General features: G+C 41.4%; 15 protein-coding genes. 1 reads left to right on the top strand and 14 read right to left on the bottom strand.

From position 1 onward, the window contains the following. From QZ548_RS03440 to QZ548_RS03415, 6 genes are all read right to left on the bottom strand, one after another. The coding region (locus QZ548_RS03440) for an adenylosuccinate synthetase (protein WP_295868298.1) at positions 1-98 on the bottom strand (98 nt) is incomplete at its 3' end. Positions 99-172: 74 nt separating this feature from the next. Beyond that, complete coding sequence (locus QZ548_RS03435; protein WP_024062668.1) at positions 173-445, bottom strand: helix-turn-helix domain-containing protein; 273 nt, start codon at positions 443-445, stop codon at positions 173-175. A 1-nt stretch (position 446) separates the two neighbouring features. After that, entirely contained in the window at positions 447-797 is a 351-nt protein-coding gene (locus QZ548_RS03430) for a type II toxin-antitoxin system RelE/ParE family toxin (RefSeq protein WP_295868294.1), read from the bottom strand. 249 nt (positions 798-1,046) lie between these two features. Next, positions 1,047-2,195: an MFS transporter gene (locus QZ548_RS03425; protein ID WP_295868293.1), complete on the bottom strand. Its 1,149-nt coding sequence runs from the start codon at positions 2,193-2,195 to the stop codon at positions 1,047-1,049. A gap of 210 nt (positions 2,196-2,405) precedes the next feature. After that, entirely contained in the window at positions 2,406-3,701 is a 1,296-nt protein-coding gene (gene purB, locus QZ548_RS03420) for an adenylosuccinate lyase (protein WP_005385009.1), read from the bottom strand. Positions 3,702-3,929: 228 nt separating this feature from the next. Beyond that, entirely contained in the window at positions 3,930-4,889 is a 960-nt protein-coding gene (locus tag QZ548_RS03415) for a M48 family metalloprotease (RefSeq protein WP_295868291.1), read from the bottom strand. Positions 4,890-5,119: 230 nt separating this feature from the next. Here QZ548_RS03415 and QZ548_RS03410 point away from each other — a divergent pair, with 230 nt between their 5' ends. Beyond that, entirely contained in the window at positions 5,120-5,530 is a 411-nt protein-coding gene (locus QZ548_RS03410; protein WP_295868287.1) for a CAAX protease, read from the top strand. 131 nt (positions 5,531-5,661) lie between these two features. Here QZ548_RS03410 and QZ548_RS03405 read toward each other — a convergent pair whose 3' ends face one another. The 8 genes from QZ548_RS03405 to QZ548_RS03370 form a co-directional block, all read right to left on the bottom strand. Beyond that, positions 5,662-6,495 (bottom strand): hypothetical protein, encoded by an 834-nt coding sequence (locus QZ548_RS03405; protein WP_295868285.1) that lies wholly within the window; start codon positions 6,493-6,495, stop codon positions 5,662-5,664. A gap of 4 nt (positions 6,496-6,499) precedes the next feature. Continuing rightward, positions 6,500-6,904 (bottom strand): biopolymer transporter ExbD, encoded by a 405-nt coding sequence (locus QZ548_RS03400; RefSeq protein ID WP_005385002.1) that lies wholly within the window; start codon positions 6,902-6,904, stop codon positions 6,500-6,502. Then, the gene (locus QZ548_RS03395) at positions 6,901-7,506 is read right to left on the bottom strand and encodes a MotA/TolQ/ExbB proton channel family protein (RefSeq protein WP_295199361.1); all 606 of its coding nucleotides are present in this window, start codon (positions 7,504-7,506) and stop codon (positions 6,901-6,903) included. Before QZ548_RS03395 ends, QZ548_RS03400 begins: the two co-directional genes overlap by 4 nt. A gap of 201 nt (positions 7,507-7,707) precedes the next feature. Then, positions 7,708-7,965 (bottom strand): hypothetical protein, encoded by a 258-nt coding sequence (locus tag QZ548_RS03390; protein ID WP_105089925.1) that lies wholly within the window; start codon positions 7,963-7,965, stop codon positions 7,708-7,710. Positions 7,966-8,015: 50 nt separating this feature from the next. Next, positions 8,016-8,906 (bottom strand): DUF3829 domain-containing protein, encoded by an 891-nt coding sequence (locus tag QZ548_RS03385; protein WP_295868281.1) that lies wholly within the window; start codon positions 8,904-8,906, stop codon positions 8,016-8,018. 297 nt (positions 8,907-9,203) lie between these two features. Next, the gene (gene meaB / locus QZ548_RS03380; protein WP_119206364.1) at positions 9,204-10,457 is read right to left on the bottom strand and encodes a methylmalonyl Co-A mutase-associated GTPase MeaB; all 1,254 of its coding nucleotides are present in this window, start codon (positions 10,455-10,457) and stop codon (positions 9,204-9,206) included. Beyond that, positions 10,450-12,639 (bottom strand): methylmalonyl-CoA mutase, encoded by a 2,190-nt coding sequence (gene scpA, locus QZ548_RS03375; RefSeq protein ID WP_295868278.1) that lies wholly within the window; start codon positions 12,637-12,639, stop codon positions 10,450-10,452. The genes meaB and scpA overlap by 8 nt, the downstream gene beginning before the upstream one ends. A 4-nt stretch (positions 12,640-12,643) precedes the next feature. Beyond that, positions 12,644-13,771 (bottom strand): methylmalonyl-CoA mutase family protein (locus QZ548_RS03370; protein WP_295868275.1); only part of this gene is annotated, 1,128 nt, incomplete at its 5' end.

The following is a 13,771-nucleotide window of genomic DNA, read 5'->3' as shown; positions in this document are numbered from 1 at the left end:
CTGCGCACTACAACGTCTGCACGTTCCGCGATCCAGTCAACGATTTTACCTTTACCCTCGTCACCCCATTGAGTGCCGATAACCATACTTGTTGCCATATCTATATCCTCCATGTGAAAGTCTAAATAATTCACTAACATTATACAACAATGTTCGGACTCTGTGAAAGTATTTATACAAATTCAATCTTTAGTTTCTTCCCAAAAGCATGAGCTATTTTCTGTAATGTTTTTAAAGATGGATTACCATTGCCATTTTCAATCTTACTAATATCAGACTGAGTAATACCTGTTAATTCGGATAACTGCATTTGCGTCATATGAGCTGCCAATCGTGCTTCAACTATATTCTGAATAATTTGATACTCATCATCTAATGCATCCCACTCTTTTTTAAACTTAGGATTTTTCAATTGTTTCTCTAAATATTGATCTAACGTTTCCATATTATGTATACCTCTCGATATAATCGTTCTTATATTTTATAGCTAATTCAATAGCGCTCTTCGGTGTTTTCATAGACTTTTTAACAAAACCATTTGTTAGAACAATTCGCTTTCCCACAAAAAAGAAATACAATATTCTCGAAATATTGGAGCCTTGCTTCGTTCGTAACTCATAAATACCATCTTCTAAATGTTTAGACTGAGGCTCTCTTAAACGATTGCCATATAGTTCAAGTATCTTTAGATCTCGAATTGTTTTAGCCCTTTGTTTATCTGAAAGTTCATTTAAAAATGCTTTTGCAGGTTTTTCGCCACTTAGAGTTTCATAAAAAACTACAGAAAAGGCATCCATTTAGTTCCTCCTAATGCTAGAAGAAATCTTTACTTAAATTATATGTTAAAACATATATCCAGTAAAGATATTGAGATATAGAAATTTAAGGTCTTACTATATCCAATATAAGTATCTATGCCTTTAAAGTAAACAAATGGGAGGTGACCAATGGTCACCTCCCATGTATTGACATTTTAACTAGTCAAAGTATTCTATTTTAGTAATTTAATACAACTATATTATCAATGTCTGCCTGTCAATCAAGTGCTATTTAGGCTCTTTTAACCAGAAGCTCATTAAGAGCCCCATTAAACCGACAGGTATCAGTGTCATCAATGCGGTTTGTACGTCATAGATGTCGGCTATATGGCCTACATATGGTGCTACAAGGCCACCTAAGGTAATGCCAAGACCTAGTGTAATACCTGAGGCAAAGCCTGCATTTTTAGCAAGGTATTTTTGACCTAGTACCGTAATTGGACCGTATTGTGAAAATACACCAAAGGCCATTGGGATCATGGCGCCGAAAAAGCCCCATATATTAGGCACAAAGATAAAGACTAAAACAGATGGCAAGAAGATAAGATTGCCTAAGCGAACTGTTTTAAGGAAGCCTAATTTATCTGACAACGCCCCGCCCATATAGGTAAGAACAGCGCCCATTGCAAAGTACATCGTTAAAGCTAAACTCGATGCACTGGCTTCTCCGTTAATAACAGTAATGTATAAAATAGGTATAAAGATGGATAGTACAGAGAATAAAATAGATCGAGAAGCAATGACAAAGAATAATTTGCCAAAGCTAACCCAATCGTTAGTGCCACTATTAGTAGATTTAGCAGAGCTTTTACTTTCACCAATAGCATCGGTATCTGTAGAGCCAGTAAAGGCATACACATACAGCAACACGCCAATCAATGCAATTGCCGTGAACAACCAAAGGAATTGACCGCCAAAGACGTACACACCACCAGCAAGGAGTGGGCCCAGTGCAAAACCAGCGCTGCCCCCAACCGCAAATCGTCCCATGGCATTACCAAGTTCATTGGATTGCGTGCGGTTCACGAGAAGAGCCGCCTCAGGATGGAATAGTGCCGCCCCAATCCCTGCAATGAGCGATAGAGCTAATATCATTTCATAGCTCGTTGCCAGTGCAATGGCGCTGATAGAGACTAATGTTACGGTAAAGCCTACAGGAATGAACCACGGCACGCGCCACCGATCCGCCACATAGCCCAAGATAGGCTGCGCCACGGAAGCCACTACGGTGTTACAGAAAATAATGGATGCCGATTGATAGTAATTAAGGCCAAAATTAGCGATAAAGAACGGTATGAGCGCCGCTAGTGAACCTTGTCCAAAGTCATTAATACAGTGAAAAATAGGCGGTCCGTACTTTCGTATGATACGTTTCATATAACCTCCTAATACAATAGCTAATTTTCCCTAAGATACAGAGATGCTTACTAGGAAACTAGCTCGTAATTATCCGTAAAATAGCGGAAATAACAGGATGCTTTCAAAATAAAAAGGTAGATATAGCCAACAGCCTAATGTATGTGCTATAGGCTTGTTGGTCTATACCTACCCTAGTCTTTCATATGTTATATGGGAAGTACCCTACAATTATAGGCCAAAGCGAGCCATGATTGTATCAACATGTTTTAACAATTTATGAGGATCGAAGCATGCATCGATTTCTTCAGCAGTCATATATTTCTTGATGTTTTCATCAGATTTAAGACCTGTTGCGAAATCTTTGCCTTCAAGCCAGCGTTCCATAGCGTATTTTTGAACCCAACGGTATGCTTCGTCACGTACTGCACCTTTGTCTACAAGGTGAGTCAAAATTGTTTGGCTGAATACAAGGCCGCCTGTAAGGTTGAGGTTTTTAAGCATTGTTTCAGGATATACCAACAATTTATCGATAGTGCGAATTGTAAGGTGAAGCATGTAGTTCAATGCAATTGTTGCATCTGGCAAGATAACACGTTCTACAGAACTGTGGGAAATATCGCGTTCATGCCACAAAGCTTGGTCTTCGTAAGCAGATTGAGCGTAGCCACGAAGCAAGCGAGCCATACCGCAAATTCTTTCACATGTAATAGGATTACGTTTATGAGGCATTGCGGAGGAACCCTTTTGTTTAGGGCTGAAGTATTCTTCTGCTTCGCGCACCTCTGTACGTTGCAAGTGACGGATTTCCAAAGCGATTTTATCTAATGTGCCACCTACAACAGCAATAGTGGACAACAATTCAGCGTGACGGTCACGTTGTACTACTTGCGTAGCGATTTTAACAGGTTCAAGACCTAATTTTTCGCATACGTATTGTTCTACGAATGGATCGATGTTGGAATATGTACCAACGGCGCCGGATAATTTACCAACAGCAACGCTTTTACGAGCATGTTCCATGCGTTCGATGTCGCGTTCTACCTCAGCCATCCACAATGCTAATTTCAAGCCAAATGTAGTTGGTTCGCCGTGAATACCATGTGTACGGCCAATCATAGGTGTGTATTTGAACTCAGCTGCGCGACGACGCAATACTTCGTGCAAGCGTTTCAAATCTTCAATCAAGATGTCGCAAGCTTGTTTCATCATGTAACCAAGCGCTGTATCTTTAACGTCAGTAGATGTAAGGCCAAGGTGGATATATTTAGCCGCTTCAGGACCTACGTATTCGCCTACTGCTGTTACGAAGGAAATGATATCGTGGTTTGTTTCCTTTTCGATTTCATGAATGCGTTCAACGTCGAAATTGCCCTTTTCGCGAATGGCTTTAGCCGCTTCTTTAGGGATAACGCCCAACTCAGCTTGTGCCTCGGATGCCAATGTTTCTACCAATAACATTGTGTCGAACTCGTTGCGTTCGCTCCAAATATGGCCCATTTCTTCTCGTGTATAACGTGGTATCATGATGTCTCCTTTGCATGATAAAAGCTAGATTTCTTATACAATAATTGTACCATATGTGAAAGCTCCATTCAATGAATGGACCTAAATTTTCCGAATGATAATTATATTAAATTTACTAATCGTTCGTATTTATGGATGAAAGCCTCTATATTAAGACCTCTATTTTAATTTTATATAATATAAGACCTCATAGTATATCCCGCTATTTTGCCTCTATGTAATATATACCTAGTTTCTTAACAGTCGATTCCACATAAGACTTTTTTTCAATTCGTATACTTCTATACCTTCATCGATACGCTGAATTCGTTTAATCATTCTTGGATGAGTAATAAATAAACGGCTAAAAAATCCCGTACTTTCACAATCATATAATTCACCATTCTCAAGCATGCCAATTTGGTCAGTCGCTAAACCCAATGAAACGAGACCATCCCGCAATTCTCGGCCTAAACCAATTGATACAGCGTACGCATCAGCAGCATACTCACGACGACGGCTATCAAAATAATAGGTTATCCACTTTGGTAACTGTAATATATATTCCACCGCTGTAATCATAATAACTATAGCTAATTGAATAATGCGAACTACAATATTAACAATAGGTATAATCGCCAGTATATTCAATGCGAAGTTAAGCAATATTACAAGATTCAAAATCAATTGCCCGAGTCGATCCATGGCATAGGTTATAGTTAAGTAAATGGTGTCGCGATGACGCAAATGACCTAGCTCATGCGCCAAAACGCCTACCAATTGATCCTCACTTAATGCTCGTAAGGCACCTGTATGTATCGTAATATGATTGATTCCCGAAGCAAAGGCATTGATATCCTCATCATTACGCATACGCACAGTTAGTGAATCACGTTTTACCTCACTATAGGCACATAATTTTTCAAATATTGGTTCAAGATAGGCCGATTCTTCTGCACTTGGTTTTCTTTCACCTTGCATCGCATGAGCAATCCAACTAAAAGGCGGCAAAAATAATCCTATAGCCACTATAATAGGCAATGCAACGGCTATAACGATATACACCTCTAACTTATCCGCTAATTGTAGTGGTTTCATAAGCCACGCCCAAGAAAAAGGATATACGTATTGAACTGCGGACTCTAAAATCGGGAAGAAGATAAATACAATAATAACGTTAACAATATAGGTAAGAATAACTTGAATCATACTCTCTCTCTTTATGCACTCATATTCTATGATAACTATACGTTACATCTCATATAGCTACACATTTATTTTCTAAATTATTACATTAGTAAACCTCATATAACTATGGAGTTATACCTTATATAGTAATATAACAATAAATAAATTTACTAATACTGTATCATAGCTGTACATTGTGATATATAATAAACATACAGACTAAATCTACTATGAAAAATAGGGAGGCTTTCATGGCAAATTTAAATCGCAAAGAGCGTCGTGCGCAGCGCAATGAATCGAATACTATAGGCATGCTATTGCGCCTATTCTTTGGACTCAGCTTTATCGGCTTGGCTGTAGTTCTATTTGGAGAGTTTGATCTCAATTATGTGTTCTCTATCTTTACAGCAGATATTATCGTATCCTTAATTTATGTAATACTCAACAAATCTCGCATTACTACATCCTTAGCGGTTAACACCAATGTACGCGTTATCATCGCATTCCTCATCATGCTAGTAACAATGTTCTTCTACGCCTTTGCGTTATGGCGTGTCGATCAATTTAGTGCACCTATGCAAGTTACATTATTTATCGGTGGCACTATCGTATACCTTGCGGTATTCAACTCTACCAAAACGATGCTTACAAACCAGGATTAATAGGATACAGTTTTTCCGTATTAATTATATTCCCATAATAATCTGGTAACCATAAATAACAGGATACAAATAACTAATACTACAAAAATAAAAGAGGCATATCTTACATACATAGTATGTGATATGCCTCTTTATTGTCCCATAACGACAGGGATTGTTAAGGTTTGTATACGTCCAGAGTTGTTGACGATGCTGCCACTGGTTTTAACAATGCGCAACGCCTCTTCCATTACATCAGGCGGCACACCGTCCACCACGATGCGCGGTGTATTCGGAGCAACGATGACACGGCCATCTTCTCCAAAGTTCACCTTCACCGTAACAGTACCTGTCACGGAAGTTCTCGCGCCTTGTTCTTGGACACGACGAAGATAGGCGCTTGGATTAATAGCAGGTTGTCGTAATAATTCTTGCTGGCCTGGTGTTAACAAGCTCCATGCAAGATCTGATAGGAATGATAAGTCAGCTGATTCCGTACGACCATCACCATTGGCATTAGGGTCAGATGTAACATCCTTCCCCATAGGTGCCTCTTTCGGTTTTGATTGTTTATCATGCATTACAACCGCTTGCTCTACGCCAGCCGCTTCAGATTCGATGGCCTTAGGTATAGCCCATTCTCGTCGCTGCTCTTGTGTACTAGCATTTGTATCTAATGTTTTAGTTCGTTCACTTTCATCAGGCGTCACGGACTCCACCATAGGTTGTGACTGAGATTTAGGCTTTGGTTCTGTACGTTCTGGCACAGCCTCTGCAGGTGCTACCTTCTCCTCCGGTTGTGGAGTCGGTTCTGCTACCTCTGCGCTACTTTCACTATCATCAGGCAAATCAAAGCTAATTTCAGCCGCATCATGAGCTGCCCCAGTGCCCGCCATACCTCGCAAGGAAAGACCCATCCCCGATACGAGTATCGTCGTAATACCTAAGGACACGATGAACGGTTTCAAATAATGTGATTCAAACATAGAATCACTTCCGTTCCGTTGCGACGCTAATATATTTAGCGCCATTAACCTTGAGCATATCTAACAGAGCGATAACCTCGCTATAGTATACATCCTTAGATGCACGGATAACAAAGGCTTGTCGCGGTGCTTGTTTAACGATAGACCGCACCTCTTCTGCCAAGCGTTCCGAAGAAATTTCCTGATTATCGATATATAACGTATGCGTTGTAGTTAAGGTAATCGTAATAGGCTCGATAGATTTTGCCGTAGAAGTGGATGCAGATGGCAAATTTAGAGGAATTTGCTGCTCTGTATTCATGTACAGCGTACCCACCATGAAAAATACCAATAAAAAGAATACAATATCGATCATAGGGATAATCATGATTGTCGGTTCTTTTTTAACCCCTAATGTGCGTCGTCTCATATATCATGTTCCTCGTTGTACGCATCGAGGATATTACCACACTCATGCTCTAATGTAGTAATAGAATCGTTGACCTTTGCCGCACAGTAACTGTGAAAGCCAAGTGCAATGATGGCTACGGTCAAGCCTGTCGCCGTTGCTACCAAGGCTTCAGATACCCCGCCCGTAATGATGGTAGGAGCCCCAATATCGCCACCTACGACAGCAAAGGCGCGAATCATGCCAAGCACGGTCCCCAACAAGCCCAATAGTGGAGCCATTGTTACGATCATGCTAAGCCAGCTTAAACCGCGTTTCAAGCGTTCATCTGCATAGGATACGATATCTTGCAAACGATTTTCCAAGCTATTGTAGTTCTTCGCACTGCGAATGGCACGAGCAAATAAAGAGCCTAGCTCCAATGTGTCACGTTCCAACACGCTCGGCAACATAACCCAGCTTTGGTTCTTTTCTAATACCTTATTAAAGCGACGCAAGTCCTTTGTAAACTTGCGATATAAAACGATACGCTCAATGCCAATCATCAACGCAAAGAGCAAAAAAATTACTAGCGGATACATTACAAATCCACCAGCCACAAATAAATGCGCTATGCTACTCATACTAACCTCCAAAAGCCGTTACCCTCTAGGCCCCATTAAGTTTAATTATATCATGTTTTAAGGCATCTAAAAATAATTATGAGTCAAAAAAAGGCTATACTAATAGTGATATACCTATTAGTATAGCCTTTAATGTAATCTTAATTTAGCTATAATCCCGATTTAATTTAACCTAGGAGGCTTGTAATCTCTTACATCCTATTAATCTTTTTTAAGGAATTTCACAAGTATGCCACCGATTGTTAAGGACACGCCAAAACCAGTAAAGAACATACCGAGGGAATACATCCATGCATAGGTTTGATTATTAGAAGAAATCGCTTTAGCTGCGTCTCGTGCATTAGTAGCGTTTCTTGCAATTTCCAAATTTGTTGTAGCTGGATCTGGATTTAATAATAGGATAACAATGCCTATAATTAGAACAACTACACCAACGGGTAATAACATTTTCTTGCTCATTTCAATGTTCCTCTCCTAACATTACATAACATGGTATATACGATTAGATATTATTTATCGAGTTTATTCATATCCAAGCGATTTACACTGCCAATAAAGCTATTGTAGGATTCAATCATATCATTGTAATGATCAGCTGTTTGGTCACCTAAGAATGTACGAATTCTACCAATAGTTGTATTTAAATGATTTTTAGCAGAGTTATAGTCCGGACTAGTAATGCTGCTGGACACATCCATGATTCCTTGCAACTCTTGGTTTGCCGCATTTACATCGATTTGCTTGCCTTCTTCAAAGCTATCCAATAATGCAGTTAAACGTAAATGAACTTCTTGAGCAGCAGCTGCATTTTTCTTACCAGAATCCTTAAGTTCTTTCAACTGTTCTTGTTGATTTTCCGTATTATGTTTGTGAATTACAGCGTCTAACTGATTATATGCTGCATAGAATTGATCATATAGTTGAACGTATTTAGGTCCTAATTGTTGTTCCTTAGCATAATTATCTGCTTGATATGAATTAGTTTGGTAGTACGTATCCAATTCACTGGCTACTGGTACAATATCCTTTAATACAGCCAATACATTATCTAAAGGTTCTTTCATATCATCATATGGCACGCCAGCATCCTTAGCGGCTTGTAAGTTCTTTTGTAAAGAATCAAAATGTGGTGCCATAAAGCTTGTTAAATGTTGACCTTCTCTTAGTTTTTGAATGGAAGGATTAATAGCATATCCAAAGCGTACGGTACCACTATTAAAATTACCAACTGCTTCTATATACTGATTAAATACTTGAATGTCTTTTTGCGATGCCTTTTGAGCGCCTTGCTGCACCCCATTGGCAATCTTAGAAAAACTACAACCACTCAAAAATAATGGAGCTGTTAGAGTAGATGCACACAATACGGCTGTTAACATTTTCTTTACTAGTGGTTTCATAATGAACCTCTCTTTTTAATCACACACACAAGTAACAGTTTATGATTAAATTATATATCATATATGTTATTTATGAAAGTATCAACCGTATTTTTTATGAAATTTGTTTCATGAATATGCTTTCACAAGCACATAAAAAGGCATAGTATACATCTCCATTGGGGTAAACCCAATAGTAATGTTTATACTATGCCTTTTATGGATACATTTTATAGATCTAGATAAGCATGATAGCTAATCGGAGTGTCTTAATAGATAAGTTATGCCAGCTTATCAAATAGGTATGTAGCTATCTACTTATTTAATGGACTTGTCGAAAACGCCAATTAATTCTTCAACGGCTTGAGATTCGCTCATTTCACCGTCTAAGACAGCAGCTTCCACTTCGCCCATGCGACCTTGAATGACGACATTATTAAAGAATAGGTTGTGCAAGTGTTCGTCAATCATATCGCGTACCCAACGGAGGGATTGTTCTTGACGGCGTTTTAAGAAGACCCCATTTTCTTTACCTTGTTCAGTAAATTCTTGGATCACATCCCACAATTCATCGAGGCCATCCTTTGTAACGGCTGAGCAAGTGTAGGCTTGGGTTTTCCATTTTTCCGTAGCAGGACGAATGTAATGCAACATCCGATCGTAATCGCTACGAGCGATGAGAGCGCGCTTGAGGTTATCCCCATCAGCCTTGTTGACCACAATAGCATCGGCCAGTTCCATAACGCCTTTTTTGATGCCTTGTAATTCATCGCCTGCACCAGTTAATACGATGAGCATAAAGAAGTCTACCATGGAACGTACGGTAACTTCACTTTGCCCAACACCAACGGTTTCGACGAGAATGATATCGTACCCAGCAGCCTCGCAAAGTAGCATGGTCTCTCTACTTTTACGAGCTACACCGCCTAGTGTACCGCCTGCTGGCGACGGACGAATATACGCGTCAGGATGTTTCGTCAATGTTTCCATCCGCGTTTTATCGCCCAAAATACTGCCCTTTGTAACTTGGCTTGTAGGGTCTACAGCAAGTACGGCTACCTTGTAACCTGCTTCAATGAGCATATTGCCAAAGGCTTCAATAAATGTACTTTTACCGGCCCCAGGCACACCAGTAATACCGATGCGCAACGCCTTGCCTGTGCGAGGCAATATAGCTTGCAATACTTGTTGAGCTAATTTAAAGTGTTCCTTATTATTACTTTCTACTAATGTAATAGCCCGTGAAAGTATAACGCGGTCCCCCTGCTCGATACCGCGTACATAATCAGCGACAGTTAACTTCTTTCGCCGCTGTACGGGACGTACCGACGGAGCCAGATGAGCGGAGCTAGACAAGAGGCCGTCATGCATTTCCTTGACGCCTTTCATTACATGACACGCGAAGGTATCATCCTTTTTCGCATCTTCCGGCACCCAATCGGGACGATAGGTACTACCCTCGGCATTTGCATTTTTTACACCTAATTCAGGGGCCTTTCCTTCACCAGTGGTGAAGGTAGCATCCTGAGTCGTATGCAATGCGTCCGGGGTAGGCCGTTTGTTATCAGTCATTAGACTCGTCTTGAACGTGACTAGTCAATGTTTCTAGCAATTTCTTAGCCGCTACAGGCAAGACTGTACCAGGGCCAAAGATAGCCACTGCGCCATGTTCGCGTAGGAATTCATAGTCCTGAGCAGGGATTACGCCACCAATGGCAACCAAAATATCTCCACGACCTCGTTTGTTGAGCTCTTCCACAAGTTGAGGTAACAATGTTTTGTGACCTGCCGCAAGGGAACTGAATCCGACGATGTGAACGTCATTATCCACCGCATCTTGAGCTGTTTCTTCTGGAGTTTGGAACAAAGGTCCGATATCCACGTCAAAGCCCATATCCGCGAAGGATGTAGCAATAACTTTGGCACCGCGGTCATGACCATCTTGGCCCATCTTCGCAATCATGATACGAGGGCGACGACCTTCGAGTTCTTCGAAGTCATCTGCCATTTGACGTACTTCTTTGATAACATCGTCATCTTCGTATTCGCTGGAGTATACACCGGAAATAGAGCGGATAACAGCTTTATGACGGCCACAAACTTTTTCAACAGCAAAGGAAATTTCACCCAAGGATGCACGAGCACGAGCAGCTTCAAGGGCAAGAGCAAGCAAGTTGCCTTCCCCAGATTCTGTAGCATTGGTAATCGCTTCGAGACAGGATTGAACCTTATCTTCATCACGGTTAGCACGCAATTGTTCGAGACGACGGATTTGCGCTTCTCGTACAGCCGTGTTATCTACGTCGAGGATATCCAATGGATCTTCTTTATCTAGACGATATTTATTGATACCAATGATTGCTTCACGGCCAGAGTCGATACGAGCTTGGCGACGAGCTGCCGCTTCTTCGATACGCATCTTAGGAAGACCTGTATCAATCGCTTTCGCCATACCGCCAAGGGATTCGATTTCTTGGATATGACCCCAAGCTCGGCGGATCAATTCATCAGTCAAAGCTTCTACATAGTAGGAACCGCCCCATGGGTCGATAACCTTACATACCTTAGTTTCGTCTTGAATGTAAAGCTGAGTATTACGAGCGATACGTGCAGAGAAGTCCGTAGGCAACGCAATAGCTTCATCAAGCGCATTGGTATGTAGAGATTGCGTATGGCCCAATGCGGCGCCCATCGCTTCCATACATGTACGAGCTACGTTGTTAAATGGATCTTGTTCTGTTAAGGACCAACCAGATGTTTGGCTATGTGTACGAAGAGCCATGGATTTAGGATTTTCAGAACCGAAGCTCTTAATAATCTTAGCCCACAACATACGAGCTGCACGCATTTTCGCTACTTCCATGAAGTAGTTTTTACCGATTGCCCAGAAGAAGGACAACCGTGGAGCGAATTTATCTACGTGAAGGCCTGCATTTACACCGGTACGGATGTATTCAAGACCATCGGCCAATGTGTAACCTAATTCGATATCTGCCGTAGCGCCTGCTTCTTGCATATGGTAGCCAGAAATGGAGATACTGTTGAACTTAGGCATGTACTGAGATGTGTACGCAAAGATATCACCGATGATGCGCATGGACGTAGCTGGAGGGTAAATATAGGTATTACGTACCATGAATTCTTTCAAGATATCATTTTGGATCGTACCAGCCATAACCTTTTTATCAACACCTTGTTCTTCACCAGCTAGGATGTAGAACGCCATGACAGGCAATACGGCGCCGTTCATTGTCATGGATACGGACATTTGGTCGAGAGGAATACCGGAGAATAGAATTTCCATATCGAGGATGGAGTCTACCGCAACGCCGGCTTTACCAACGTCACCTACTACGCGAGGATGGTCGGAGTCATAACCACGGTGTGTAGCAAGGTCAAAGGCGATAGACAAACCTTTTTGGCCCGCTGCCAAGTTACGACGGTAGAACGCATTAGATTCTTCTGCTGTGGAGAAACCAGCGTACTGACGTACTGTCCAAGGACGAGTTACGTACATTGTGGAATAAGGTCCACGCAAGAATGGAGGTACACCAGCCATGTAGTCAAGGTGTGTCATTCCTTCATAATCCATCTCTGTGTAGAGAGGTTTTAGTTGGATTTGCTCCATTGTCGTATTATATAAATCTTCAAAGCTTTTTCCTGTTTCTTTTTGAAGTTCAGCAAGCCATGCATCGCGAGATGTTGCGGACTGCGTACCCAAGCCAAGAGAGGAGAAGTCTGGATTTTTAAACATGAGCTCACATCCCTTTCTTATCTTGTAACGTATGTAAGATTTCGTAGCAATTTGCACGAACGGAAATGAAGTCGTCTACGCCAGCTTCACGGTATACAGGCTCAAGGTCCTTAGGAGGTGCCCCTGCCAAAATAACTGTTACATTCGGCATAGTTTCTTTCAACTCTTTAGCGAGTGGTGGTACTAATTCTGGATATGTATCATCTGTGGAACAGATAACCACAACATCAGCACCACTTTCACGAGCAGCCTTCGCCGCATCAGCCGTTGTTTCATGGCCATCATTTTTAATAACTTCAAAAGCACCTACTTCGAAGAAGCCTGTGGAGAAGTCCGCACGAGGTTTATGTTGAGGAATTGGGCCCATATTAGCCAAGAATACCTTCACATTGTCTTTCGTACGTTGTTTATACGCTTCCGTGCGCATGCGAAGTGCTTCGAATTGTTCAGTCCAGCGATGTGCTGTAATTGGTTCGATTGTTTCAGAAGCAATATCGCCGGCATCTAAAGCCTTACGGATTTGACGGATTGTCAATTTCTGTAATGCTCCAAGCTCGATAAGGCCTATCAACGCACCTGGTTCTGTTGTACTTGCTTCTAGAGTAGCCTGTGCTTTCACAACTGCATCAGCCTCTGCACCTGCCAAGTACTCATCGATTTGAGCAGCTCGTTTTTGACGCAATGTTTCTTGATTTTCTGGTTTAGGATCAAGCAATTCTTCCGTCATGTTCGCATACATGTTGTTACCAACTGCAACATCCTTACGGAATGCAAGGTTCTTAAAGCGTTCTTCGAGGATGGCTTTAACTTGAGCTTGAGGATAGCCTTCTTTCAATGCTGCGATAATGCCTCCTTTAGACTCAATAGTTTGGAACTCAGCCCAGATTTTTTCACAGAGTTCAGCAGCCAATGTTTCCACATACCAGGAACCGCCTACAGGGTCCACAGGTTGGCGCAACTCGAATTCAGTTTGCAACATAACTTGGATGTTACGAGCAATACGGCGAGAGAAATCGTCTGCTTTGCGAATTGGTTGGTCAAATGGAGATACTTCAAGGCTGTTCAAACCGCCTACAACGCCAGAGAACGCTTGTGTCGTATTGCGCAACAAGTTTACATATGGGTCGTATAC

The organism is uncultured Veillonella sp. (assembly GCF_915069625.1).
Classification (GTDB): domain Bacteria; phylum Bacillota; class Negativicutes; order Veillonellales; family Veillonellaceae; genus Veillonella.
Note: the sequence above shows the minus strand (reverse complement) of the source record. Positions and strands in the feature narration are given on the sequence as shown.

Excerpts from the sequence above, each read along its gene's own strand:
- QZ548_RS03435 (WP_024062668.1), bottom strand. The coding sequence starts at position 445 with ATGGAAACGTTAGATCAATATTTAGAGAAACAATTGAAAAATCCTAAG.
- QZ548_RS03430 (WP_295868294.1), bottom strand. The coding sequence starts at position 797 with ATGGATGCCTTTTCTGTAGTTTTTTATGAAACTCTAAGTGGCGAAAAA.
- QZ548_RS03425 (WP_295868293.1), bottom strand. The coding sequence starts at position 2,195 with ATGAAACGTATCATACGAAAGTACGGACCGCCTATTTTTCACTGTATT.
- purB (WP_005385009.1), bottom strand. The coding sequence starts at position 3,701 with ATGATACCACGTTATACACGAGAAGAAATGGGCCATATTTGGAGCGAA.
- QZ548_RS03415 (WP_295868291.1), bottom strand. The coding sequence starts at position 4,889 with ATGATTCAAGTTATTCTTACCTATATTGTTAACGTTATTATTGTATTT.
- QZ548_RS03410 (WP_295868287.1), top strand. The coding sequence starts at position 5,120 with ATGGCAAATTTAAATCGCAAAGAGCGTCGTGCGCAGCGCAATGAATCG.
- QZ548_RS03405 (WP_295868285.1), bottom strand. The coding sequence starts at position 6,495 with ATGTTTGAATCACATTATTTGAAACCGTTCATCGTGTCCTTAGGTATT.
- QZ548_RS03400 (WP_005385002.1), bottom strand. The coding sequence starts at position 6,904 with ATGAGACGACGCACATTAGGGGTTAAAAAAGAACCGACAATCATGATT.
- QZ548_RS03395 (WP_295199361.1), bottom strand. The coding sequence starts at position 7,506 with ATGAGTAGCATAGCGCATTTATTTGTGGCTGGTGGATTTGTAATGTAT.
- QZ548_RS03390 (WP_105089925.1), bottom strand. The coding sequence starts at position 7,965 with ATGAGCAAGAAAATGTTATTACCCGTTGGTGTAGTTGTTCTAATTATA.
- QZ548_RS03385 (WP_295868281.1), bottom strand. The coding sequence starts at position 8,906 with ATGAAACCACTAGTAAAGAAAATGTTAACAGCCGTATTGTGTGCATCT.
- meaB (WP_119206364.1), bottom strand. The coding sequence starts at position 10,457 with ATGACTGATAACAAACGGCCTACCCCGGACGCATTGCATACGACTCAG.
- scpA (WP_295868278.1), bottom strand. The coding sequence starts at position 12,639 with ATGTTTAAAAATCCAGACTTCTCCTCTCTTGGCTTGGGTACGCAGTCC.